Here is a 22,056-nt window from a genome sequence, read left to right as displayed (position 1 = left end):
CTTACACCTCCAGCGCGTAAGGGGTTTGCTTGAAGGTGATGCCCTCGCGTGCGGCGCGGCCTCCCATGCGATTGGCGGCGGCGTAGATCACTTTCGGGCCGGCGAACTTCGGCAGCACGTCGAACACCGGGCCGGTGAGCACATTGCCGCCACCCACGGACTTGTCCTTGAGGATGCCGTTGTAGAGCAGATAAATGGCGCGTCCCTCGTGGATGCCAAGGAGCGGCGAATCGGTGGTGCCGGTGAAGCCCGTACCGGTTTCTGCAAACCAGACGAATTCGGCCAGTTGTGCGAATTTCACATCGGCGCGGATTTGGCCATCGGCGTCGAACAACGGTTCGGCGGACAGGCGGCAGAACTGGAAGCCGCCGCCGAGGCCCTCGATGGCTTGGTTTTTGGCGTTGGAATAGCCCTCGGCCACCCGCTTGACCCGCTCGCGGGTAACGTTTTGGGCGATTTTTTCATCCATTTCCACCAGGATGAAGCGGCGGTTGCCACCGTCCTCGGCATTCAACTTCAGGACGGCATGTGCGGTCGTGCCGCTTCCACCAAATGAATCCAGCACTATGAAATCGTTACCTTGAATCATCGAGACCAGATAGCGAACCAGATCGACTGGTTTTGGAAACGGGAAAGAAAACCCCATTTCTGCAAGCGCAGTCGACTGCGACTGTGTACTACCAACACCGCCAATGACAGTGATAACGTGGCTAGCCTGCTCACGATCCTTAACGGATTCAATCGCTCCTGTTCCTGTCACAACAAAGCGTGTGCGCTGCCCTTTCGAGTCAAGCACAGATTCAAAGTTGGAGTCGATGAAACTTTGCAGAATCGATTTCGAGGACCATCCGCTGGACACAGTAACCGGGTTTGCCAGTTTTCCACCCACGATGTTCACATCTGTCGCGTAGTGCGGCCATTGATCCGAGCGCGCTCGGATAACCCCTGTGTTTATGTTGGCTGGGAACCCCATAGGAAGCTCAATTGAACTTACGGGATTCTTCGGTCCATTTTTGACAATCGTGTTTTGAATTTGCGACCGATTCAGTTTGCTTTCCTTGCCGATTGATGGATCAACGACAGGAGGATGCGGAAAGAGGTCTGGGTTGTTTGCGTAGGCGAGCACATACTCGTGGCAGTTCTTGATCTTTGCCTGATTGTCGAAGTTGCCGTCAGTTCGCCAGACAAATGTTGCCAATCGCCGTCGCGTTCCGAATAACTCATCCATTAAGGAACGAAGATGATGCACCTCGTCATCATCAATAGAAACGAAGATGACTCCATCCTCGTCCAGAAACTGTTTCAGCAACACCAGGCGCGGGTACATCATCGACAGCCAGCGGTCGTGGCGATCTAGCGTTTCGCCTTCCTTGCCCACTACCTCGCCCAGCCAGCGGCGAATCTCCGGGCTGTTGACGTTGTCGTTGTAGACCCAGCCCTCGTTGCCGGTGTTGTAGGGCGGGTCAATGTAGATGCACTTGACCTGACCGGCATAGCGGGGCAGCAGCGCCTTGAGCGCGTGCAGGTTATCGCCCTGCACGATCAGGTTGCCTGAATCGGCCGGACCGCAGGAAAGATCAGGCACCGGCTCCAGCAGGCGGAACGGGACATCCTTGTGGTGTTTGACGACGGCTTCCTTGCCGATCCAGTTCAATGTTGGCATTCAGCCCATCCCCTCAAGCTTTGCGCGATGGCGCCTGGCCATCGCTGCGTTGTTCTTCATCCGCGCCACCGGCGCGCACCCAATCGTCCACCTCAGTCACCTTGAACTTCCACAAGCGTCCCACGCGGTGCGCGGGCAGGTGCTTGCGGTCGATCCAGCGGTAGATGGAATCGCGTTTGACGCCCAAGTGTTCGGCGATCTGTTCGACGGATACCCAAGGCTCGGTCACGGCATGCTCCAGTGGCAGGCAATTGGATGGCACAAAATCGCATCCAATCGTAAAGACTCCAATCTAACAGGGAATCTCTGCGCCGACCATGAAACGCTTGGCTTTCGGGTCAAACAGCGCGTTCATCGAGCTCCACATCACCATCCTTGAAGGAGCACTCCATGACCGCAGCCTCATTGACCCCGACCCAGCACGCCATCCTCTCCCACGCCCTCGACCACGCCGATGGGCGCGTCGAATGGTTCCCGTCCAACATCCACGGCGGCGCGCGCCAGAAGGTGCTGGCGGGCCTCGCCAAACGCGAGTTCATCGGGCAGGTTGGCACGCGGTGGAGGGTCATTGCCGCAGGCTACGACGCGCTTGGCGTCCCGCGCTCCGGCGTCGGCAAGAAGCGCATCGGTCCATTCGAGGCCAAGCTCGACCAGATCATCTCCAATGCCGAAGGCACGCCAAACGACGCGGAACTGGAAGCCGCCGTTGCCGCCGCTGAATCGACGTGGACCAAACCGCGCACGCGGGCGCACAGCAAGCAGGCCGAGGTGGTGCGAATGCTGCAAAGGCCCGAAGGCGCGACCGTGCGGCAGATTTGTGATGCCACCGGATGGCAGGCGCACACGGTACGCGGCGCGTTCGCCGGGGCTTTCAAGAAGAAGCTGGGCCTGACGCTGGTGTCCGAAAAGCAGCCCGGCGGCGAGCGCATCTACCGCGTGGCGTGAAGAAGGATGGAGCCGGAGGCCAGAAAGAGCTTGGCTTCCGGCTCCGTCAGCGCGTTACTTCAATCATCGCCATCACGGAGAACACCATGAGCAACACCACCATCCCGGCCACCTGCAACGAAACGTGGGGCTTCTGGGGCGCGATGAGCGAGTACGCCGCCACTGCCTGGCCGCTGGCCATGACCGCCATTGCCGACGCCACGGGCGAAGACTTCGACAACACCCGGGCCTTCCTCGACAGCCGCCACGGACGCCACCTCGCGGAAGACGTCCATAACGCCATCCACGACGGCCACGCGCTGCCCCAGGCCATCATCGCCGCCACGCAAAAGTGGATGGGCTGGACGATTGGCCGTCAGACCAGCAAGCAGTACGGAATCCCGCGCGGACTGCCCTACCTCACGGGCTTCGTGATTCACTGCGGCCTCGTCGAAGAATAGGAACCCGTCTGACCACCTGCTGATTTCGCCACTGGGGTGTCCAGTTTCTGGATACCCTTTTGGCGCTGGCTCAGGGGTGTGAACGCGGCTCACACCCTCGGCATCTCGCCGCCGACACGTCAGCCGATGTGCCTGTTTCCGGTGGCGAAACCGCGTCAAGGCCGCGCCAGTGCTGACTTTCTCTCGTCGGCCGTTTTGCGCCGCGCGACGACGACAAAGCAGTCCCCCCATTTCCAGCGCTCCCCCACGCTCACCGTTTGGACGCCATCGGGCGTTGAAATGACCGCAAGCCTGCGCCGTTGCCGCGTTTGCGCCCATCACCGTTTTGCCGGTCGCGTAACGGCCATCCCCGAGGCAAAAGGGGTCCTTCTTCACCGTGGCCTATACGGGAGGCGCGAGCGCGACGCTTCGCCACCGTGCGAACCCAAAACAAGGTTTGCAGGGGTTTGCGGTTGCACCGGTGGCCGAGATTTGCATCGTCGGCGCGTGGTAACCGGTAACTTCAAGTGGTAACCCGGTTTCGCGGCCCGACGGTGGCGAGATGCCGCACTCGCGCCCCCCGTATTGGAATATCGCCAGGAAGGACCCCTTTCGCCTGGGGGGGATCACTGCTTTGAACGACCATAACAATAGGCGGTGATCATCACCATCGTCACCACCATCACAAATCGTTCCCAGCTTCCCGGTTCCCGGCTGGGAACGATTGACCGGGTGGGAACGACTAAGAGCGGCTAACAAAACGGTGGGAGATGGCGAATGCAGATAACGCAGCAGGCCAGCGAGAGCAACGCGACATGAATGTCGATGCGGCGCTCGAAACGAGTACGCAGCTTGCCGAAGGCGGCCAGCCAGGCGTGCGTGCGCTCGACCACCCAGCGATGACGCCCGAGCCGGTCGTTGCGTTCGATGCCGCGCCGGGCAATACGCGCGGTGATCCCCAGCTTGCGCAGGTGAAAGCGGCAGCGAGCATAGTCATAGCCCTTGTCGGCATGCAGTTTGTGCGGCCAGCGCCTGGGCCGACCGCGACAGCCACGTACCGCTGGCAACGCGTCGACCAGTTGCTCGAAAACCACCGAGTCATGCCGGTTGGCGCCCGTGACGCAGAAGATCAGTGGGATGCCTTGGCGGTCCGTGATGATGTGGCGCTTGCTTCCGAGTTTGCCCCTGTCCGTGGGGTTGGGGCCGGTGTAGTGGCCCCCCGGGGGCTGGCCACACTGGCCGCGTCCATGCTCGCACGGCTGAAGTCCAGTTTGCCGGCGCCGCGCAATTCACCGAGCAACAACAGATGCAGGCGATGCCACACGCCCGCAGCCTGCCAATCACGCAGACGCCGCCAACAGGTCATGCCACTGCCGAAGCCCAGTTCCTGGGGCAACTCCTCCCAGGGAATGCCGGTGCGCAGCACGAACAGAATGCCGTTCAGGGCCATCTCGTCGCTCACTCGTGGGCGACCGCCTTTGGCCGAGGCAACGACTACCGGCAACAGCGGGGCAACCTTCTTGAACAGCGCGGCGCTGATTTCTCTATTCCTGTTTCGACCCATGCCTCATCAAACACCAATCAAGCGCTCGATGATGACATGGTTTTGTTAGTAGCTCTAAGGACCCTGTAGCACACATCTTTCCGCGCGCGGCAGCTGGGAGAGCCCAATGACAGCTGGGCGTCTTGCTGGTGACCATCCCGGCACCGGGTTCAACGACTGCATTCGCTGCTGCAGAACAGCCGTTCGCCGAAGTCCGCACACTCAAGCGCCCTGCTCGAAAGCCTCCAGCAGCGCTCGGACGCGGGCCAAGCCGACCCGGCTTCCAAGCAAGCCATTGGGTCGCTCACCGCCCAGCAACAGATTCGGCTTGTCTAGCCACTCCTTCCACTCCGTGCCCAGCACTTGTTGGGCATAGCTCTCGATCGACTGCTGTGCCGAAGGCTGGGGCTGGGCGGCCGCTCCCCCTCCGGACGCCCGGGTGGGTGCACGTTGAAGGGCTTGCCCGCCGCCTTCTCCCCCGGGACATTCGACCCCGCCCGCATTGAGCTTGACGTTCGCGTAGGGCCGTAGCGCCTGGATGCCTTCGCGCACCGTGAAGCCTGCCGCGTGAAGCTTGCGCGCAAAGGCATCCGCCAGGTTCTGAAGCATCTCGTGCCGGACAACCTCCCTGCGCGCGAGCAGCTTGTCGCGCTCCTGTTGCAGGCGCAGGATTTCTTGGTCGATCGCCGACGGCGCCACAACGCTGCCAGCCAAGGCATCAGTTGGCAGGGATTCCATCAGGGAATACACATTCTTGAAGAAGAAAAACAGGAGCCCTGTGAGCGGCGGCGGCTGCCGCCAAGCCTGGACCCGCGCACACGACGACGAAGTCGAAGGCGTCACGACGGCCGAGCGCAACGCGCAATCGAGACCGGTCGCGCGCAAAGTCTATCGGTACAGAGTACTGTTGAAATATATGGGGTATCCTGTTAGCTCCAGGATGCCCAAAAAGTGCTGGATAAATATACAGCAATCGACTCCGGCGGAGTCAACCCCTATCCGCGCACGTGGAGCGAATTTCTCGCCCGCTTTCCGACTGAGGAGGCCTGCCTCACCTACCTGGAGGCGTTGCGTTGGCCGCAGGGGTTCGTCTGCCCGCGTTGCGCAGTCGCATCCTCGCCTTCACGCGTCAGTCGCGGTCGGCTGCTGTGCAAAGACTGTGGCCATCAGAGTACGGTCACCGCAGGCACGATCTTCGACAAGACGCGCACGCCACTGCGGGTGTGGCTGGCTGGCGCCTGGTACGTGACCAACCAGAAGCTGGGGGTCAGCGCGCTTGGCCTACAGCGGGTGCTGGGGCTGGGTGGCTATCAGACAGCGTGGACGATGCTGCATCGGTTCCGCAAGGCGATGGTCCGCCTGGATCGGGAGCGGCTGGGCGGATTGGTCGAGGTCGACGAAACCTACCTGGCGATCACCGACCGTGAAGCGCCCATCTCCAAGGCCAAGGGCAGGAACCACACCAGCAAGGTGCTCAACGCCATAGCGGTGGAGGTGCATGAGCCCAAGGGGTTCGGCCGCATCCGGCTGCAGCGCGTCGACAGCGACGCGGACGTCTGCGTCGTGCCATTCGTCGAGGCGAACATCGAACCAGGCTCCGTGGTGAGGACCGACGGCTCGGCGGCTTACCGTTCGTTGACGCAGCGCGGCTACACCCACCAGCGCACCGTCATGCTGGGCTCCGACGTTCCCGCTCACGTCTCCATGGTCGGCGTCCATCGCGTGGCATCGCTGGTCAAGCGATGGATCCTCGGAACCCACCATGGCGCTGTCCAGCCGGGCCATCTCGACGCCTACCTGGACGAGTTCGTCTTCCGCTTCAACCGGCGGACCTCCGGCTCTCGTGGTCTGCTGTTCTACCGGCTGCTGCAGCAAGCCGTCATCACCGATCCGCTCACTTACAACGATGTCGTCAGTCGGCAACCCGTGGTTGCCAACTCGGAGTAGGATGGCTGTATGAACATCCAGCAGTTGGCTCGAATTGGAGCTAATTGGATACCCCATTGAAATATACAGCCATTGAGGCTACGATTGCCTCCATGGCCCCGTTACCGCCCAGCATCTGGATCGCCGCAGTTGCCCATCACCTGCAACTGCATTGGCGCACGGTCGATCCGCAGCAACTTGAAGACACGGCCCGCGAGTTGATGCGCAACCCGGAACTGTCGCAACTTGCCCCTGCCGAGGCGGTGGAATGCTGGCTCAGCCCGATGGCAGACACTGTCATTGCCGGGCATCACCGCGCCTGACAAGAAGGGGCAGGGTTGTTTGGGGCCGATGCCGCCCCTGCTGCGCATCCCAGGGTCGCTCATTCACAACAGGATTCACAGGCAGGTACCGAGACACGATGGAGTGGGAGAAGGAGCTGAGCACCCTCAGCGATGAAGCTTTGCTGGCAATGGCGCGGGAAATGCGACGCGAAGCAGTTCAAGGGCACCGCCCGGCCTATGGCCGTGCCCACGAATTGGAGAAGGAAGTCAGGCGCCGCTGCCTGGCCCAGCCGCCTCTTCTGGTGACGCTGGCCCCGGCTGACCACACCCTCGCTGTTCTGCCGGAGCCGGAACGCAGATCCCGCTGGCGCTTCTGGCGCCGGGCCTGAGCGGTCTTTTCATCCGCCCGTGCGCGGGGCCGTGGCACGACCTTCGCCCGACTGCCTTCGCAAACAGCAGTTCTGCGCCAATCCGCGCCCCGTCTGGGCCTTGAGCGCGCCCTCCCCTCGCTGTGCACAAAGATATCCACAGAAACGCCGAACAACTCGCTGGCGTCTGACCACGGTCGACCATTGATCAGGGACTTGACAGGCCCGAGCGTTTCCAGACCGCGATGAAGTCCGGGCTGCCGTTGACAGCGCGCGAGTACAGCCAGGGCGGGGTGAACAGTTCGTGCGGCAGGGACCAGATCGACTTGTGGCGATGCACATGCGTGTTGCCGATCAACACATAGGCTTCGCAGTTGCGGATCACCGCCTCTTCGTCCACGCCTGAGACACTGCCTGCCGCTTCAGGCCGTTCGGCCCGGAAGACATGGGTCACCCAGGACGCCACCACCACCTCGGGCCGATGCTGGGCGATCGCTGCCATGGCATCGAGCTTCTCGACGTTGTCTCCATAGCGAACCGTGGGCTGGCCCAAGGCCGCGTAGTGCGCCCGAACCGCAGGCTCTTCCTGCTGCCGGTTGTCCGTGGCAGGAATGCCCAGCGCGGCAGCCAGTTGTCCATGGCCTGCCCCGATCTCAATGGCCGACCGCCCAGCAATGAAGGTGTTCAGCCAATCCACCAGTTCCTGGGTAACAAAGCCATAGATGCCGTACGTCACCCCGAAGCGCAGCCGTGCTTGCGGTGTGCTGCTTTCAAGTTCAGCGGCCGCAACGACCCGAAGCCGGTCTTGGGCATCCAGCAGCAACGGCGCCAGATCTTCCAGCCTGTCGCGCTCCACCTCCCAGGCTTCCAGGGAAGTTCCCGCGGCAATCGCCTTCGCGGCTCGGGGCATCGGTTGCTTGTGCACCTGGGGCAATCGGAAGTTCGGCGGCGACTCAGCCCGTAGCTTCTTCGGTGTGCCCGGCCAGCAGCGCATCTGCGGCGCTGCGCCTGACACCGCGTACCGCCACCAGGGCCTGCAACTGCGCCGGCCGAGGCCTTGCCGCACCCTGCTCCCAGTTGTAGATGGTCTGGCCACTGACGTTGACCAGCTTTCCGTACGCAGCCGCGGAGAGGCCGAGCTTGGCCCGGTGCGCGGCCAGGCGCTTGGCGCTGAAGCGGCGGGTGGGCTCGCCCTGTGCCTCGACAGCATCCTGCGCGTTGGAGGCCGGCTTGCCGCTGTTGACCTGCTTGGCCAGTTGCTTGAGTTGGCGCTCCAACCCATCGATCTGACGGCGCAACCCGGCAATCGCGGAACGCTGCTGAGAAGATGCCTTCTTCAAGCTCTCGATCTCGCTCTTGACCTCCTTGCGGGCCAAGCGGCTGATCTCTTCGCGGAGCACCTTCTGGATATCTGACATCGGGGCTGCTTTCAATGGGAAAGTGATTGGGGCAAGAACTCCAGTTTAGGGCCGACTTTGCGGCTGGCTGTGAAACCGCCGATCACGCGGCCGGGGCCCGCACATCCAAGCCACCGGCACTAAGCTGCGAGCGCATAGGCCTTCAGAAGCTGCCGCACCTTGGACCGGCCAGTCGGCGCGAACATCATGCTCGCTGGCGTATGCCCACCCAACAGGTGATTGGGCTGCCGAAGCCAATGATCGACATCGGCACCAAAGACCCCACGCGCCATGGCTTCCAGTTCCCGAATCTCCGCCGCCACGCCAGCGGCGGCGGCAGGCCTGGCGGCCACACTCTTGCCAGACTGCTGCAACGCAGCGACGCCCTGGGCCACGGAGTACCCCGCCTGGCGAAGTTTGGCAGCGTACTCCTGCGCCAGCGACTGCAGGCGGGGCTGAGCCACAGTCCTGCTTCGAAGCGCTGGATCTGGCTCACGTGCCCACCGGTTGAGCCTCGGAGTTCCCGAACCTGTGAACAGGGGCCCACCTGACGGGCCGCTTGATGTGTCGAACATCATCTTCAACTCCCAATGTGAACAAAAAAATGAACAGAGCCCTGGAGACCCGCTGTCGCGGGTGGGGTCTGTTCAATGGCAAAGGCGCCCACTCAACCATCCGCAGACGGCGGCAAGGGATAGCGCACCACGTGCTGCAGCAGCAACCGATGCGTCACACCCTGCACATCCACGAAGGTGCTTTGGCTGCCGCAGTCGTCGTCGACCAGCTCGATGGGCTGGTCGTTCATCAGGATGACGTCGCCTGCGCAGGTGCTGAGATAGGGCTGCGGGTCCTGCCCCGAGGGTGCGAGACGCACCTTGTCAGCCTCATGGTCATCCACGGTGATCTCGTCGGCGGCCAGAAGCGCCGCGAAGAGCATGAGCTTGCGTGGCGCCCACGGTGCGGACTCTGCCGCGCCATAGTGCTTCTCAAGCCGGTCCCGGATTTCCGCGGCCACGCCGACCCAGGCCTTGCCCGAGAGCATGGGCGAGTCAAGCAGCGCCGGATCTCTCGCAGCCGTTCGGCGCGCCTGCTTGCGGATGGCCTCGAGGATGAACACCTGTGCCAGCGCACCGTGACGGCTGAACTGCATCAGTTCCATCACCACCTCGATGTTGCTCAGTAGGGGACTCATAGGATTGATCTCCTGGTCGTGTTCTCAGTACTCCGACGGGAGCAAGACGGTGGTCACTTCGCGTCCGGCCTCGGTGATGACCCAGACCGTGAGTGAGCCGTCGATCCGGTAGGCGGACATCAGCCGACCGCCGTTGTGAATCGACGCTTCGTTGGCAAGCCCGTCCTCGTCGTCCAGGTCCCCCCAGTCGCCGATGACATGGCGCTGCACAAGCGTCCAAGGATCACATCGCTCTTCGATGACCAAGGCCTGGATGCCGCGCGTCATCAACACGCGGCCCAGCTCGAACTTTGGCGCCCCCTTGGGTGGGGCCTGCCCAGGTACTTCATGCATAGGAATCTCCAGATGAAAGCACCCAGGACCCCGTCGATCGACCGGGCTCACGGGTGAGAATGAAAGAAACAAAGAAGAGCGGCCGTCGACACGTGAAGTTGGATTCACGCGCGCGGCCAGCACGGGGCCGGCTCGCTCAAGGCGCCGGCAGGGGAAGCACGGCCAGCCAGGACACGATCCGCAGTTGAGCCAGGCCTCCATCCGGCGTGCGCCGCACCAGCCTGTCGGCGACGGCGTCGAGGCGCGCGTTGTAGCCACAGCTCCAGACCGGGGGCAGTGCGGAGTCGAGCAGCAGCAAAGCGGAGACGCCATCTGCAGCGGACACAGAGATTTCCGCGCCGCTGGCCAGGCACCAGCGTGGGGAGCTCTCGCCGATGACATGGCGAAGCAGGACCAGGTGGCCCGCGGTGATCCTTGCGGACATCGCGTTCACGATGAGGGCCTGCTCCGTGGCTGATGAAGTGGGCGACACGGCGCTTGTATGCAGCACCGCATTCGGAATCCACTTCTGCAGCAGACTGGCGACGTCTTGCTCGTCCAGGCTCGGCTTTCGCGCTCTGGCTGCTCGCGGCAACGCCCCCGTGCACAACGCAGCCGCCTGCTGAGCGACGATCCACCCACCATCGCAGGAGGATCGCCCGTCGCCTGCAGGCAGCCATCGCTCCCGGCCGCCCGATGCCTGGTAGGTCCAGCGCGTGCGAAAGCCCAGCCCCGCCACAAAGCGGTGCTGCAGCGCCCGGGGTGGCGTGGTCATCCCGTGGCCTGCACGGGCTCGCGACGCGAGTCCCCCGAGGGAGGCAGAAGTTGCGCCGCCCGGCGGCGGAGCTTGTGAGACAGCGTCGGTCGGGACTTCCCCGGGCATTCGCTGCCCTGGCTGACACCAGCAGCGTCCTGCCGGATCGAGTCGTCGGATGCCGGGGCATCCAAGTCCACCGGGTAGAACTCCTCCACCACCGACGTGCCTTCGTCCTCCAGGTCCTCGAATTCGCCGAGCGCCAGGCCAGCGCGGGCGGCCTCGTCCAGGGCCTTCTGATCAAAGCCGCTCACGGCCCTCGCCTCCCAGAACTGCTTGGCCGCCGCCACGGCATGGTCTGTGGCGGTTCCTGCCGCAATGGTCAGATCCACGTAGTAGATGGGCGTCCGATGAGACATCGTCGTGCTCTTGCCGCGCAGCCGAAGCTCCAGCGGCAAGGCCGACAGCAGTCCGCCCGAGAGCGCGTGCAGGTAGCGCAGCCGCGTGGCCAGCGTTCGGATGCTGTTAAAGCCCGTGGTGCGGAACACGAAGGTCCCGACCTCGTCGTCCTGGCCGATGAGCACATGCAGCCGCCCATAGGGCTTGCAGTTGCCCTGCGCGCCCAGCGGGCAGTTCGCCGGGGCCGGACACGCGGCATCCTTGATCCCGCCGGCCGTGGCGCGCCGGCAGGTCTGGCCGTCCCCCACGCACAGCGGCCGCCCGGTGCCCCGATCGAACAGCGTGTACCTGGCGCGCAGGTTCAGGTCCGGGTCGTCGAAGAGCAACCGCACGGGGATGCTGCGCAGCTTGGCACCTGGGCTCTTGCGCAGCTGCTGGTCCACCGGGTGGGGAATCCAGCCGTCCCGGGTCTGCACCTGGGTGGTGACCGTGAACTCGTCGTCCTTGTCGGGCAGACGCTTGTCACCCTGGGTGATGAGCTTGCCAATGGAAATGCGCCCCACCACGGGGGGCGTCAGGGCCAGTCCCTTGATCATGGTCGGTCCTTCAAATGAATAAGTGAGGGGTGGAGAAAAGAAGAAGATCCCCTCACCGCGAAGGTGAGGGGATCTTGATGGGGCCGTGGCCCAAGCGTCGACCTCTGCGTTCACAGGGTCGTCTGCGTCGCCGGGGTGAGGAGGGTCTTGTCGACCCAGCCTTCGTCGACATGGTCATCGGGCAGTTCGACCTGGTGCCAGTCCGAGTGCCCGTCGTAGCCGCAGTCTCCGCAGCACAGGCTGTCAAACGTGTGCACGTTGTCCGGGTCATTGAGCGCCACGTATGCATCTCGCAGCACGAGGGTGCTGCCGCAGTGGCATGCGAAGAGGGTCTTCATGTGGCAGCAGGAGAGTTCCCCGTGCCACTTCGGACCAGGAACCGCCGGCTTCCGGGTTTGTCCACACCGTAGGTCTGGAGCAGCTCGGGTTGCACTTCCAGGAGCCGGGTGGTGTCCAGCGTCCGACCGTCCCGACTTCGCTTCCAGCTGACTTCGCCGTCCTCGAAGAGGATGCGGCTGGCATCGCCCATGCGTTGCTCGATGCGCTGGCGCAACTGGGCCTGCAGCAACTCGTGCTCCACCAGACGTTGTCGCACGGCCACCAGTTCCGAGAAGGTGCTGGCCATCTCGGTGTCTTCCCGGGCGTCGATGACCCCGCCATGGTCCTTGGGATACAGGCAGCGAAGGGCATGCTCGGCGGATTCCGAGCCGTCCGGTGGTGGTGCTTCATCCCGTTCGACGAAGTGCCAGAACTCGCGCTCCAGGCTGATCAGATTCAGAATCATGGATTCGTCACGCTCGATCCGATGGATGCGCAGTTCCTGCCCGCCAACGAGCACAGCCACGTCCGCAGCTTGCTTGCCGGTCACGGCCAGCTGGTGCATGACCTGGAGTTGGACGTACTCGGGCACGCCCTCCTCCCACAGCCGCGCGCCCTGGATGCCCGCGGTCTTGCATTCCAGGATCTGGACGGCTGGTGCGCCCAGGACCTCGCGGTCGATGTTTGCCAGCATCCACTCGTGCTCCGGGTGCTGCAGCACGGCATTGACGCGGCGCACGCGCCGGCCGGTGCGCCGGGTGTAGTGGGCCGCCACGATGGGTTCGAGCAAGGTGCCCCAGTACAGGGGCGTGTTGTCGTCTTTGGGGTCGATCTGGGGCAGCAGATGGCCCCGGCCAGTCTTCTGCATCCACAGCTCCAGTCGGGACTGGTAGGGGTTCAGGCCCACGGCCGCGGCTGCGTCGGAGCTGCCAACGCCGCGGGTGCGCACTTCGAGCCAGTCGTCCCGGCTCAGGTTGCGGGTGCTGACCAGGCGCAGGGCGGGTCGGCGGGGCGATGCCGCAACGCCAGCCACCGTCGACGCGGCAGCGCCCTCGGTGGCCGTGACGGAAGAAATCAAAGGGGTCATGGGAATCCTCAATGGATGCGGCGCCGGCTTAAGCCAGCTGGGAGACCAGGTTGGTGACGTGCCCGCGGCACATGAACAGTGGGGCGTAGTCGTCCAGATCCCCGAGCAGGTCGCCCTCCTTGGGAGCGTGGTGAGCCAGCGCTTCAAGCTGGGCGACCCGGCAGGCTCTCTGAAGGTCGTCTTCGTCGATGCACACGAAGGCGGTGTAGGTGTCCAGACCGAAGGCGCCGGCCTCGTAGTCGGGTTGGAGCAAAAGGACGGTGAAGGGATAAGACATGGGTGTTCCCGGGCGCGCCGCCACGGCAGCGGCGCGCCACAAAGTAAAAAGCGCTCCGAAGAGCGCTAGGAAGGGGGGTGATCCGGCCCGGAAGGACCGGCGGTAGGGGGTGGCGGACACGGTGGGTCCGCAGGCTCATCCGAGGGAACGGCCGGCAGCCACTCGACCTGGCGCAGTTGGCGAGCCAGCATTCGCATGCGCAGCCCATCCGTCTCGCGTGTGACCGCCCAGCCACGTCGCCCCAGCGATTGCTGGAGCACATAGACGACCGAGGCGAGCTTCACGCGCTGGCCGGTGCATGCCCGGGATCGCTGCGCCCGCTCGGCTGCTCGTCTTGCGTGGAAGGCCAGGACTTTCTCGCGCCAGGGGCCCGCGTAGCCCTCTGCGGGCGGGCTGGCCTTCTTGATGAACGCGAGCGGGCAGTCGTAGTGGTAGGGGCCCACGGTTTCATCCATGTGCTTCACCGCCACCTCGTCGCCGCGGCTCTCGATCAGGGTCAGGCCAATCCAGCGGATGCCGTTGCGCTCGGCGAGGAACCACAGGCGCGGTCCGATGAGCCGGCTCGCCAGCAGGGTGGAATGGCCCTGCAGGTCCGCCAGTTCACGTCGGACGGCCTCGGCCTTGGTGCTGCGGTAGACAAGCGTTCCCATGGCTGCGTCCTCAGGCAATGAGCTCGAGGGCGGCATCCAGGGCGCGCTGCTTCAGACCCGCACCCTGGCCGAACCAGGCGCTGTCCAGGCGGTACTCCTGGCTGCGCGCGCGCCGCTCGTGGTCCACGAACTCGGTAACGGCGCACAGCAGACCCCAGGCGGTGCCCTTGGCGGCGCTGAGCTCGGCTCCCCTGCCCTGCCCGTCGAACAGGGCTTGGACCTTCTTCATGGCGCGCTCGTTGGTCGGCAGCGGACTGCCGGCCGGCACCGCACCGAGGTCCACCGGGGTCAAGACCTGGCGGATGAAGCGCTCGACCTGGGTCTTGCGCACCTTGCGCGCTGAGAGTTGATTCATGCGGTACATGAAGTCGTCCCAGCGAGCGACGGCGATGCCGAGCTGCTTCTTGACGGCTTGGGCGTCGAAGCGCGTGCTGTGGGGCACGCGGATGCCCTGGCTGCCGACCTTGTCCAGGGCCACGGTCAGGGTGTTGTTGCAGACCACGCGCACGGTGGTGGGCGTGCAGGTGGTCGCCAGCGTGCCATCGCAGGAGGTGGCCAACAGCAGGTAGCCGTTGACCACGTCCTTGCCGCCCAGTGCCGTGGACTGGCCGGTGCGGGCCAGCGCCCAGAACTTGCGGCCGGCCTTGAGGACACCTGCCGTCTCCAGCTCGAAACCGGAGATCTCGGTCAGGTCCCGGTAGAACTCCAGGACCTCGCGCGGCTGAACGACCTGGTAGCGGCCGCCGACCACCGACAGCGGGGCCTTGGTATCGCTGCGGAACAGGACTTTGTGCTCGTCGAAGCCGCGGATGTCCGGGGTGGACTCGGTACCGGCCTGGAAGCAGACGGGCGTCTGCTCGATGGACCAGTCCATGCCAGCTTCGCGGGCCCAGACGTCGATGGACTGCTTCGCAGGCAGTTGCTTGCCTAGGCCGTGCCAGGGGGTGGCGCCGACGTAGGCCATGTTTTCGATTTGATGTGCCATAGAAAACTCCTTGAGATGATGAAAAGCGTTTGGTTGGAAAGAGAGCGCAGGCTTCGCCGAGAGGGAAATCACTCGTTGCCGAAGACGCGGCCACAGCTCAGGCATCGGTAGTTGGACAACACCTCTTCGTCGACAACCTTGCCGACGGAGGCGCCGACCTCGCAGCCCATGGCACCGCCAAGGAGAGCTCCGACCACCGCGCCGCCTACGGTGCCCAGCGTGGCGCCGACGGGACCGACGAGGCTTCCGAGGGCGGCGCCCACCTTGGCCCCCGCCTGCGCTCCGCGCAGTGCGCCAGCGGCGCCGGCCGCAGCACCTGCGGCCGTTCCGATGACAGCGCCTGCGTTGCGGCCGATATCCCGGGTGGTGACCCGAGGGCTGCGACAGTTCGGGCAAGGTCGAACAGCCGGCAATGGGTTCTGGGCCACGACAGACAGGCCGTCACTCGAACTCGCCGATCTCACAGCAACCCCCGCTCTGCAAAGCTGACCGTGGTGGTGCGCGTGACGACGAAGTGGTCGAGCAGGCGGATGTCCAACAGACCCAGGCAGGCCTTGAGCTGCTGGGTCAGAGCAATGTCGGCCCTGGAGGGTTCAGGGCTGCCGGACGGGTGGTTGTGCGCCACGATGAGCGCGGCCGCGTGCATCTGCAGGGCTTCGACGGCGACCTCGCGCGGGTACACACTGGTCTGGCTGAGGGAGCCCCGGAACAGCTCGCGCGCGTCGATGACGTGGTGCTGAGCGTCAAGGAAGACGGCAGCAAAGACTTCGTGAGGTCGGTCGGCCAGCCACAGGCGCAGGTAGTCGCGCACCATGGTGGGCGAATCCAGGGGGCGCGTCTGACGCACCTGACCTTCAAGCCAGTCGAGGGCCTGGCGAACGATGGCAGGCCGGTCGTACGGCGATGCGGGTGGGGGAACAGCAGTGATGGTCATGGCGATGTCCTGGGATGACAAAAGAAAAGGCCCCGTGCGCACGAAGCACACGGGGCCGATGGAAAGAAGTGAAGGAGGAAGGAAGTACCGGGGATTCAGGCGTGAGATCAGGCGGTTCAGCCGTCCTCTTGTGGCGCGGTGGCCTGTGGCACCTCGTCGTGATCGACCCAGAGCCAGGCGCTGATCCACACGCCCTCATGGCTGGCACTGGTCAGCGGCGCTTCATCGATCTCGATGTCGTCGCCCGACGGCATGGCGTAGTGGTCTCGGGCGAACGCGATGCTGGCCTGATGGCGCAGCCGGTCGTTGCGCAGTTCCAGCAGGTGCTCGCTCAGGGCGCGCACGCTGGCGGCCAGGTCGCCGCGATCCCAGTGGTCGACCACCTGGGTGGCCAGTTGTTCAAGCAAGAGCATGGGCGGTGAAGTGATGGGCCGGAGCCCACGTAGTGGGCTGCGGCAGGTTGCAAGCAGCTCGACATGCAGTGAACAGGAGGATGACGGGCTCCTGGAATGAGGGCAATCACCGCTGCGCGTGCTCGACGAGGACATAGAGCCATCGCTGGGGTGGCTCGCCGCGGTGATATGTGATCGAAAAAATCTATACCGCAGTGCCGTTGCGGCGCCTGCGGTCGTGGCACCAGCCGCACGCTTGGGACGGCCGGCGCCACGTCACACTCGATTACGTGCAGACCTCGGCGTCCGGCTCGTCGCAGCCCTCACGCCTTGCGGCGCACGCGGCAGGGCCGCTGCGCACGCGTGCCACTGACCCGGTGGCAGCGGCGCGCGCTGCGCTTCTTCTCGAAGGCGGCCTTGGCCCGGGGATCCTCGCGGATGAACTGCTGGATCGTGCGCGACCACTGGTCCAGCTCGAGCGAGCCCTTGTACTCGGCCTCCTGTGCGATCTGAATCAGCAACTCGCCGACAACATCCCCCGCGTGAGCCTTGCTCATCCACCCCTGCGTCGGCGCCGCCGATGTCAACAAGGGAATGGCTTGCTCCATGATCGCCGCATGCTTGTCATGGCGCTTGATTCCGCCGAGACGGCAGTGGTCGCTGCGCTTGCGCCGTATCAATTCATCCAGCGTGTCGAGTTCATCCCAGCGGTGCCAGCACATCTCCATCAGCGCCCACAACTGGGCAGTCGGCTTCTTCGCCGGGTAGCACATTGCGGCACAGCAGATCAGGATGACCTCCGCGAGGTCCATGCGCTCGCCCACTTGCCGGGCCCACTGCTTTTCCGAGCGCGAGCGCTGGGGCAGGGTCGTGCGCATCGTCGAATCGAAGAAGGTCGGCGACAGAGCGTGGGCCTCGGCGATGACCTGGTGGCTGAGCTTCAGCGAGGGACCGCACTTCTCGGGCTCGGAGTTGCCCTTGCGGCGCGGAGGGACGGCGCCGCAGAGGCAGGGGTTCTTCAGCACGAGGTCGACCGCGGCGCCAGCCGCCTTCTTGACGCGCTGGTTCAGTTTGGCGAACTGGTCCACGGCGCAGAACGCACTCGTGCGGTGTTGGACCTTCTCGACCACCTGCGCGATCGTGGTGCGGGTGAACTTCTTTTTCGTCATGGTCTCGCCCTTACGCTTCGGTGGCACCGTTCTCGTCGTCGAACAGCTTGGTCAGCCAGGCGTTGACCTCCTGCTCGCTCCACAGCGGGATGCGGCTGCGCTCCAGGTAGCGGGGACGCGGGATGGAGGGGTCGTGGTAGCGGCTGCGAACATCCAGCTTGGCGTGCAGCGTGGACTTGGAAATCTTGAGCTTGTCGAGGAGCTCGTTCTTGCGGATCAGGCTCGCGGGGAGGATGTCATTCGATACGGCAGCCAGCGGCCCGGGCGTGAACGCCCGCAGTTGTGCGCAGCTTTGAGCAGGTGCGGCATCGGCGAGAGCCTTGCCGCCAGGGATGGTGGCCTTGACGCGCACCTTGTTGGGCACGGGGATTTGGGTCATGTTGAATTTCCTTTTCTGGGGGTTTGGGCGCTGCGCAGCTGCCTGTGAGAAGTTTCAGGCACTGGACCTTCCGCATACCTTCCAAGTGGGAAAGGATGACCTAAGAGATCAACGCAACCATTTGATATGAAAGGAAAAATTGCCTTCTCTCATGCTCAACCTTCGTTTACGGGAAGCGGCACGTCGCACCTGCAGCACAGCTTCGATGCGTCTAAAGAGGCGCTGGTCGACACCTGGGTGGAGAACCCGCACTGGCAGTTCTCATGCGCCAGACCTACCTGCAGACTGAACTGGACGTGAACCCGTCCAGCCTGACGCGCTGAAAAACGCGCGTTGGTGAAAAAGCGTGGAGACGCTGCTGGCGGCCAGCATTGAGGCCGCCCGGCGTGGCAGCGTGATCCAGAAGGCCAGCGCGCAGCAGGTGGTCGTGGACACCACTGTCATGCCCAAGGCCGTCGCCCATCCCACCGACAGCCGCTTGCTGGACAAGAGCCGCCAGCATCTGGTCAAGGTGGCCCAAGACAACGGGCTGCGGCTGCGCCAGAACTACAACCGCATCGCCCCACGACTGACCGCGCAGGTCGGGCGCTACGCACACGCCAAGCAGTTCAAGCGCATGAAGAAGGCGGTGTGCATGCTGCGCACCCGTGTGGGCCGCGTGCAACGCGAGGCGGCCCGCCAACTGAACGTGTTACCCGAAGCGGCCAAGGCCAAATTGCAGGAGTTGCTGCAGCGCACGGGCCGCACCCTGGCCCAGCGCACCAAAGACAAAGACAAGCTGTACGCCCCGCATGCGCCCGAGGTGGAGTGCATCAGCAAAGGCAAGGCCAGGACACCGTACCAGTTCGGCGTGAAGGTCAGCATCACGACCACGCTGAAGGAAGGCCTGGTGGTGGGCATGCGCTCCATGCCGGGCAACCCCTACGACGGCCACACCCTGGCCCCGACGCTGGAGCAGGTGGGCATCCTCACCGGCACGGACAGGCCGCCGGCCACGGCCATCGTGGACAACGGCTATCGGGGCGTGGAGATCGAAGGCGTGCGCATCCTGCGCTCGGGACACCGGCGCGGCGCCCTCAGGACGCTGAAGGCCATGATCAAACGGCGCAGCGCCATCGAGCCGGCCATCGGGCACATGAAGATGGAAAGGCGACTGGGCCGCGATGCGCTCAAGGGTGCGCTGGGCGATGCGCTGCATGCGGTGATGTGCGACGCCGGGCACAACCTGCGCCTGATCACGCCCGTGCTGCGGCTGTATTGCGCCCGCTTTGCACTGGCGATGCAGGAGGCCATCGCTGCACTGGTCGCCGCTCCGGGCGAGCACTGAGCCGCCTGCGAATGAAAACAGGTTTGTTCAGGCCGACTCCCTACACTCGTGTTTCGGGTGATTTCCTGCGCACCTTGGCCACCAAATTCGCTGCGGCATCTGCCCATTTCCCGGGAAAACCTTGCGCGACAAACTCCCTGGAAACGTCCTTTTGAAAGGGACAGGATTCCTTATCATCATATTTCCCCCAAAATTTTGCCGACACTTCCAGTAGCACCTTCAATCGATCAGGAACGGCTTTCTTTCGTTTATGGAATACGGAATTTTTTCTCTTCTCCTCTTCTTCTTGGGATAAGATCCTAATCTGGTCATTCAGAGAGTCGAAGATCCAAAAAACAAGATTTTGCATGTTCTGACTTTTCTTGAAGAAAATAGATCCATCCAATTTTTTCAGGACTTTTCGGCGCCAGTCTTTCCACCCATCCTCTTCTGCGTTTACCCAGAGTTCGTTGAATATTTCGCAAACGAGTTGTAGTTCAGCGCAATGCGTTTTGACATCGATACCTCCGGTAATTTTTCGAATTAACGGATCTACCAATTCAGGCAAGAGAACGAGATCTTGCACGCGCACGACGAGACTTTCGGCACTACCAGTGGGCTGGCTGTTCAGGTCTACCTCAAGGGGTGGCACGTACAACCTTAATTCCCAATTTCCCTCATAGTCAATGCAACGCTTGCTTAGAGTGTTCGCGTCCACTATCGGCATGTTAGATCTTCCGACATCCAACGCGCAAGGGAAAGCCGAAGCAGTGATCGCCTGATCCGAAGCGTGACGATTGATAAGCATCGAATATGTCAAGCCGTAAAAGAGATTCAGCAAAACAAGGCGGTCCGCAGCAAACTTGATGTCTTGTGACGCGACGGCATCTAAATAGTTGCTGCGCCTACTTCTCAACTCATACTCACGCTCATACTCCGAGCTTCCGACTTTCGCAGTGCCGACGAGGCAGACATAAAGGGCGTATTTCTCCGGAGGCCACGCAAAATAGACTCGCGCTGCATCGGGAGGGCTTGGCTGCGCATTCGGGCGGTGCTTCCAAAAATCAATTTCTAGATCTCTGGCGGCCTCAAGTACCTGATTGATTGATACGCGGGTTATCTTAGCGAGTTCGCCAAGATTTTTTGTCGCAGGCTTTAGGTCGTTGATCCGCTGTTGATAGTTTTCGATCATATTCAGGACACTCAAATGACTTCTCATTGTCACTGCCTGACCGGGCCGCGCGAGACAACGCCGAAGTGACGGCGGGCTATCAGGTTGGCTTCACATCTGAAAGCGTCGTCGCGCTGCGCCTGGCCGCCGTGCGCATCGGACGCAATCGCTGGAACAATCAGGCCTGCGCCGGCGGGCGGATCTGGCTGCGAAAGTAGGTCCGCTGCCGGTCGCTGCGGTAGAAGCTGATGAAGTGATCGGCCTTGGCCAGATACTCGGCTGCCTTCATCAAGCCCCTGCACCCTTGCGCATCGGCACGCTCAAACATGCCAGTTCCCCGCATCTTGTAGCCGCCATTCATGGCCTTGCGGTTGCAGTTGAAGTCGTAGCCATGACCCTGCGTCACCTCCGTGCGCCACTTGCGCCCGATCAAGTTGCCAATCTCCACTCCCCCACGACGCTCACGACCATCGATCAGCAGCATCAGGTGCAAGTGGAATCCCGTGCCCGGTGCCCATTCGATGCGCAGGATGTAGCCGAAGAGGCAGTCTTTGAAGATCTGGCGGCGCAGGATGTTGAGCAAGTGCTCACGGTGCACCCCCACCATCTCGAAGCTGGGATGACCAGGCAGCGATGCGTCGTACCGCTCGCCAAGGAAGAAATGCCGGTACCGCAGATCGACCCGCACGCAAAGCAGCCGCGACCGCTGATTGAACATGTGCTCGATCAGGTTCTTTGTGCTGTCCATGCGCTGCCAGGTCGTATGCCGAATGCGTTCTGCTTCCTCACGGTAGGATGCCGTGCGCGAGGTCTCTTGGACCTCAGCCAGAATCTCTTGCGCGAGCTGCTCACGCTTGCGCATCTGCGCCGCGTTGCTGGCATTCAGCCCCTCTGGTGACCGTCGCCATGCGTTCAAAGCATCCTTGGCCGCCTGAGCCGCGTGCATCAGCGCCATGGCACACGGGTGGAAGCCGTGCCCAGGGTACTCGTACCGGATCAGATCAAGGTCGAGCTTCAGCGCCTTGCCCGCGTACGTGAGCTGGCGCGCCTGCTTCTTCTGGCGATCAGCTTCATTCGGCCGGGTGGTCACGGTCGAGTCCCGGGCACTGCGTGCACCGTGGATCACCTTGACCGCTTCGGCCTTCTTCGGCTCCTGATCCAGAATGATCAGGGCGTAGCGAATCACCTTCTTGACCTCGAGCCTTGCTCGGGTGATGTCGTCGACCAGGCAAGCAGGTGCACCGGTGGATGGGAGGTTGAGAATCTCCTCATGCATGAATGCGTCGAGGCACTCGCCCTCGTTGTCAAAGTGTTTTTGCGGTTCGAAAGAGTCGTTCATGAAAATGCTCGCGTTCAGTTGATGGCATGGGCACAGGGCCCATGGAACTTGAAGCACGGTCTCTGGCAGCCTTGGCATTCGCGGTGCATGCATGTCTTGATCCGACGATTGACGTCGACTCTGCCGATCCTGCTTGGCTGGACTGCTTTGCAGGAAAGCAAGACATTCAGTAGCTGGATCAAGCGCATCACGAGGGCTGGTCGCACCTTGGCCTGGTGGCCAAGTGCTGCATCCTGCATAGACCTTGTCAG

The 22,056-nt window shown here is 63.2% G+C and carries 27 protein-coding genes and 2 pseudogenes; 6 read left to right on the top strand and 23 right to left on the bottom strand.

Going from position 1 to position 22,056, the window contains the following annotated elements; translation table 11 throughout:
* Nucleotide 1: 1 nt before the first annotated feature.
* Entirely contained in the window at nt 2–1,663 is a 1,662-nt protein-coding gene (locus LG388_RS02010) for a site-specific DNA-methyltransferase (protein ID WP_225781174.1), read from the bottom strand.
* A 13-nt stretch (nt 1,664–1,676) separates the two neighbouring features.
* Complete coding sequence (locus tag LG388_RS02005) at nt 1,677–1,892, bottom strand: helix-turn-helix domain-containing protein (RefSeq protein ID WP_225781173.1); 216 nt, start codon at nt 1,890–1,892, stop codon at nt 1,677–1,679.
* A gap of 161 nt (nt 1,893–2,053) precedes the next feature.
* Between LG388_RS02005 and LG388_RS02000 the strand changes: the two genes are divergently transcribed.
* The gene (locus LG388_RS02000) at nt 2,054–2,608 is read left to right on the top strand and encodes a DUF3489 domain-containing protein (protein ID WP_225781172.1); all 555 of its coding nucleotides are present in this window, start codon (nt 2,054–2,056) and stop codon (nt 2,606–2,608) included.
* Between the two features lie 86 nt (nt 2,609–2,694).
* A complete protein-coding gene (locus tag LG388_RS01995; RefSeq protein ID WP_225781171.1) occupies nt 2,695–3,048 on the top strand; it encodes a hypothetical protein in 354 nt (117 codons plus the stop codon).
* Nucleotides 3,049–3,779: 731 nt separating this feature from the next.
* On the opposite strand, the gene LG388_RS01990 is transcribed toward LG388_RS01995, so the two are convergent.
* Together LG388_RS01990 and LG388_RS01985 are read right to left on the bottom strand one after the other, a co-directional pair.
* Nucleotides 3,780–4,591, bottom strand: a protein-coding gene (locus LG388_RS01990; protein WP_225781170.1) for an IS5 family transposase whose coding sequence is annotated in 2 segments (ribosomal slippage) — nt 3,780–4,255 and nt 4,255–4,591 — 813 coding nt in all. Because the reading frame shifts where the segments join, the coding sequence is not laid out codon by codon here.
* Nucleotides 4,592–4,792: 201 nt separating this feature from the next.
* Nucleotides 4,793–5,428: an MbcA/ParS/Xre antitoxin family protein gene (locus LG388_RS01985; RefSeq protein WP_225781169.1), complete on the bottom strand. Its 636-nt coding sequence runs from the start codon at nt 5,426–5,428 to the stop codon at nt 4,793–4,795.
* Between the two features lie 56 nt (nt 5,429–5,484).
* Here LG388_RS01985 and LG388_RS01980 point away from each other — a divergent pair.
* The 3 genes and pseudogenes from LG388_RS01980 to LG388_RS01970 all read left to right on the top strand — a co-directional run bounded on the left by LG388_RS01980 (nt 5,485) and on the right by LG388_RS01970 (nt 7,169).
* Nucleotides 5,485–6,517, top strand: a pseudogene (locus LG388_RS01980) (IS1595 family transposase).
* 92 nt (nt 6,518–6,609) lie between these two features.
* The gene (locus LG388_RS01975; RefSeq protein ID WP_225781168.1) at nt 6,610–6,819 is read left to right on the top strand and encodes a hypothetical protein; all 210 of its coding nucleotides are present in this window, start codon (nt 6,610–6,612) and stop codon (nt 6,817–6,819) included.
* Nucleotides 6,820–6,917: 98 nt separating this feature from the next.
* Entirely contained in the window at nt 6,918–7,169 is a 252-nt protein-coding gene (locus LG388_RS01970; protein WP_225781167.1) for a hypothetical protein, read from the top strand.
* A 187-nt stretch (nt 7,170–7,356) separates the two neighbouring features.
* On the opposite strand, the gene LG388_RS01965 is transcribed toward LG388_RS01970, so the two are convergent.
* The 17 genes from LG388_RS01965 to LG388_RS01885 form a co-directional block, all read right to left on the bottom strand.
* A complete protein-coding gene (locus tag LG388_RS01965) occupies nt 7,357–8,058 on the bottom strand; it encodes a hypothetical protein (protein ID WP_225781166.1) in 702 nt (233 codons plus the stop codon).
* Nucleotides 8,059–8,101: 43 nt separating this feature from the next.
* The gene (locus LG388_RS01960; protein WP_225781165.1) at nt 8,102–8,566 is read right to left on the bottom strand and encodes a DNA-binding transcriptional regulator; all 465 of its coding nucleotides are present in this window, start codon (nt 8,564–8,566) and stop codon (nt 8,102–8,104) included.
* 119 nt (nt 8,567–8,685) lie between these two features.
* On the bottom strand, nt 8,686–8,940 hold the full coding sequence (locus LG388_RS01955; RefSeq protein ID WP_225781164.1) for an MbcA/ParS/Xre antitoxin family protein: 255 nt from the start codon (nt 8,938–8,940) through the stop codon (nt 8,686–8,688).
* Nucleotides 8,941–9,212: 272 nt separating this feature from the next.
* Complete coding sequence (locus tag LG388_RS01950; protein ID WP_225781163.1) at nt 9,213–9,737, bottom strand: hypothetical protein; 525 nt, start codon at nt 9,735–9,737, stop codon at nt 9,213–9,215.
* Between the two features lie 24 nt (nt 9,738–9,761).
* A complete protein-coding gene (locus LG388_RS01945) occupies nt 9,762–10,070 on the bottom strand; it encodes a hypothetical protein (protein ID WP_225781162.1) in 309 nt (102 codons plus the stop codon).
* Nucleotides 10,071–10,206: 136 nt separating this feature from the next.
* Nucleotides 10,207–10,824 carry a hypothetical protein gene (locus LG388_RS01940; RefSeq protein ID WP_225781161.1) on the bottom strand — a complete coding sequence of 206 codons (618 nt, stop codon included), beginning with the start codon at nt 10,822–10,824 and terminating at the stop codon, nt 10,207–10,209.
* Nucleotides 10,821–11,798, bottom strand: coding sequence for a phage capsid protein (locus LG388_RS01935; RefSeq protein WP_225781160.1), 978 nt, complete (start codon nt 11,796–11,798; stop codon nt 10,821–10,823). The genes LG388_RS01940 and LG388_RS01935 overlap by 4 nt, the downstream gene beginning before the upstream one ends.
* A 110-nt stretch (nt 11,799–11,908) precedes the next feature.
* Nucleotides 11,909–12,097, bottom strand: coding sequence for a hypothetical protein (locus LG388_RS01930; protein ID WP_225781159.1), 189 nt, complete (start codon nt 12,095–12,097; stop codon nt 11,909–11,911).
* 35 nt (nt 12,098–12,132) lie between these two features.
* Nucleotides 12,133–13,203, bottom strand: a complete 1,071-nt coding sequence (locus LG388_RS01925) for a YqaJ viral recombinase family protein (RefSeq protein WP_225781158.1) — start codon at nt 13,201–13,203, stop codon at nt 12,133–12,135.
* Nucleotides 13,204–13,231: 28 nt separating this feature from the next.
* Nucleotides 13,232–13,480 carry a hypothetical protein gene (locus LG388_RS01920; RefSeq protein ID WP_225781157.1) on the bottom strand — a complete coding sequence of 83 codons (249 nt, stop codon included), beginning with the start codon at nt 13,478–13,480 and terminating at the stop codon, nt 13,232–13,234.
* Nucleotides 13,481–13,545: 65 nt separating this feature from the next.
* The gene (locus LG388_RS01915) at nt 13,546–14,130 is read right to left on the bottom strand and encodes a hypothetical protein (RefSeq protein ID WP_225781156.1); all 585 of its coding nucleotides are present in this window, start codon (nt 14,128–14,130) and stop codon (nt 13,546–13,548) included.
* Between the two features lie 10 nt (nt 14,131–14,140).
* Complete coding sequence (locus LG388_RS01910) at nt 14,141–15,115, bottom strand: DUF932 domain-containing protein (RefSeq protein WP_225781155.1); 975 nt, start codon at nt 15,113–15,115, stop codon at nt 14,141–14,143.
* A gap of 68 nt (nt 15,116–15,183) precedes the next feature.
* A complete protein-coding gene (locus LG388_RS01905; RefSeq protein WP_225781154.1) occupies nt 15,184–15,378 on the bottom strand; it encodes a hypothetical protein in 195 nt (64 codons plus the stop codon).
* 197 nt (nt 15,379–15,575) lie between these two features.
* Nucleotides 15,576–16,049, bottom strand: coding sequence for a DNA repair protein RadC (gene radC / locus LG388_RS01900; RefSeq protein ID WP_370630076.1), 474 nt, complete (start codon nt 16,047–16,049; stop codon nt 15,576–15,578).
* A gap of 116 nt (nt 16,050–16,165) precedes the next feature.
* On the bottom strand, nt 16,166–16,462 hold the full coding sequence (locus tag LG388_RS01895; protein WP_225781153.1) for a hypothetical protein: 297 nt from the start codon (nt 16,460–16,462) through the stop codon (nt 16,166–16,168).
* 302 nt (nt 16,463–16,764) lie between these two features.
* Nucleotides 16,765–17,610, bottom strand: a complete 846-nt coding sequence (locus LG388_RS01890) for a hypothetical protein (protein WP_225781152.1) — start codon at nt 17,608–17,610, stop codon at nt 16,765–16,767.
* A 10-nt stretch (nt 17,611–17,620) separates the two neighbouring features.
* Entirely contained in the window at nt 17,621–17,989 is a 369-nt protein-coding gene (locus LG388_RS01885) for an AlpA family transcriptional regulator (protein ID WP_225781151.1), read from the bottom strand.
* A 174-nt stretch (nt 17,990–18,163) separates the two neighbouring features.
* Here LG388_RS01885 and LG388_RS01880 point away from each other — a divergent pair.
* A pseudogene (locus LG388_RS01880) lies at nt 18,164–19,316 on the top strand (IS5 family transposase); the annotation flags it as partial.
* Between the two features lie 40 nt (nt 19,317–19,356).
* Here the strand turns inward: LG388_RS01880 and LG388_RS01875 are convergent.
* Entirely contained in the window at nt 19,357–20,487 is a 1,131-nt protein-coding gene (locus LG388_RS01875; RefSeq protein WP_225781150.1) for a hypothetical protein, read from the bottom strand.
* A gap of 157 nt (nt 20,488–20,644) precedes the next feature.
* The gene (locus LG388_RS01870) at nt 20,645–21,805 is read right to left on the bottom strand and encodes an inovirus-type Gp2 protein (protein WP_225781149.1); all 1,161 of its coding nucleotides are present in this window, start codon (nt 21,803–21,805) and stop codon (nt 20,645–20,647) included.
* Nucleotides 21,806–22,056 lie beyond the last annotated feature (251 nt).

Source organism: Xenophilus sp. Marseille-Q4582 (assembly GCF_916700565.1).
In the GTDB taxonomy this organism is placed as follows: Bacteria; Pseudomonadota; Gammaproteobacteria; order Burkholderiales; family Burkholderiaceae_C; genus Xenophilus.
Note: the sequence above shows the minus strand (reverse complement) of the source record. Positions and strands in the feature narration are given on the sequence as shown.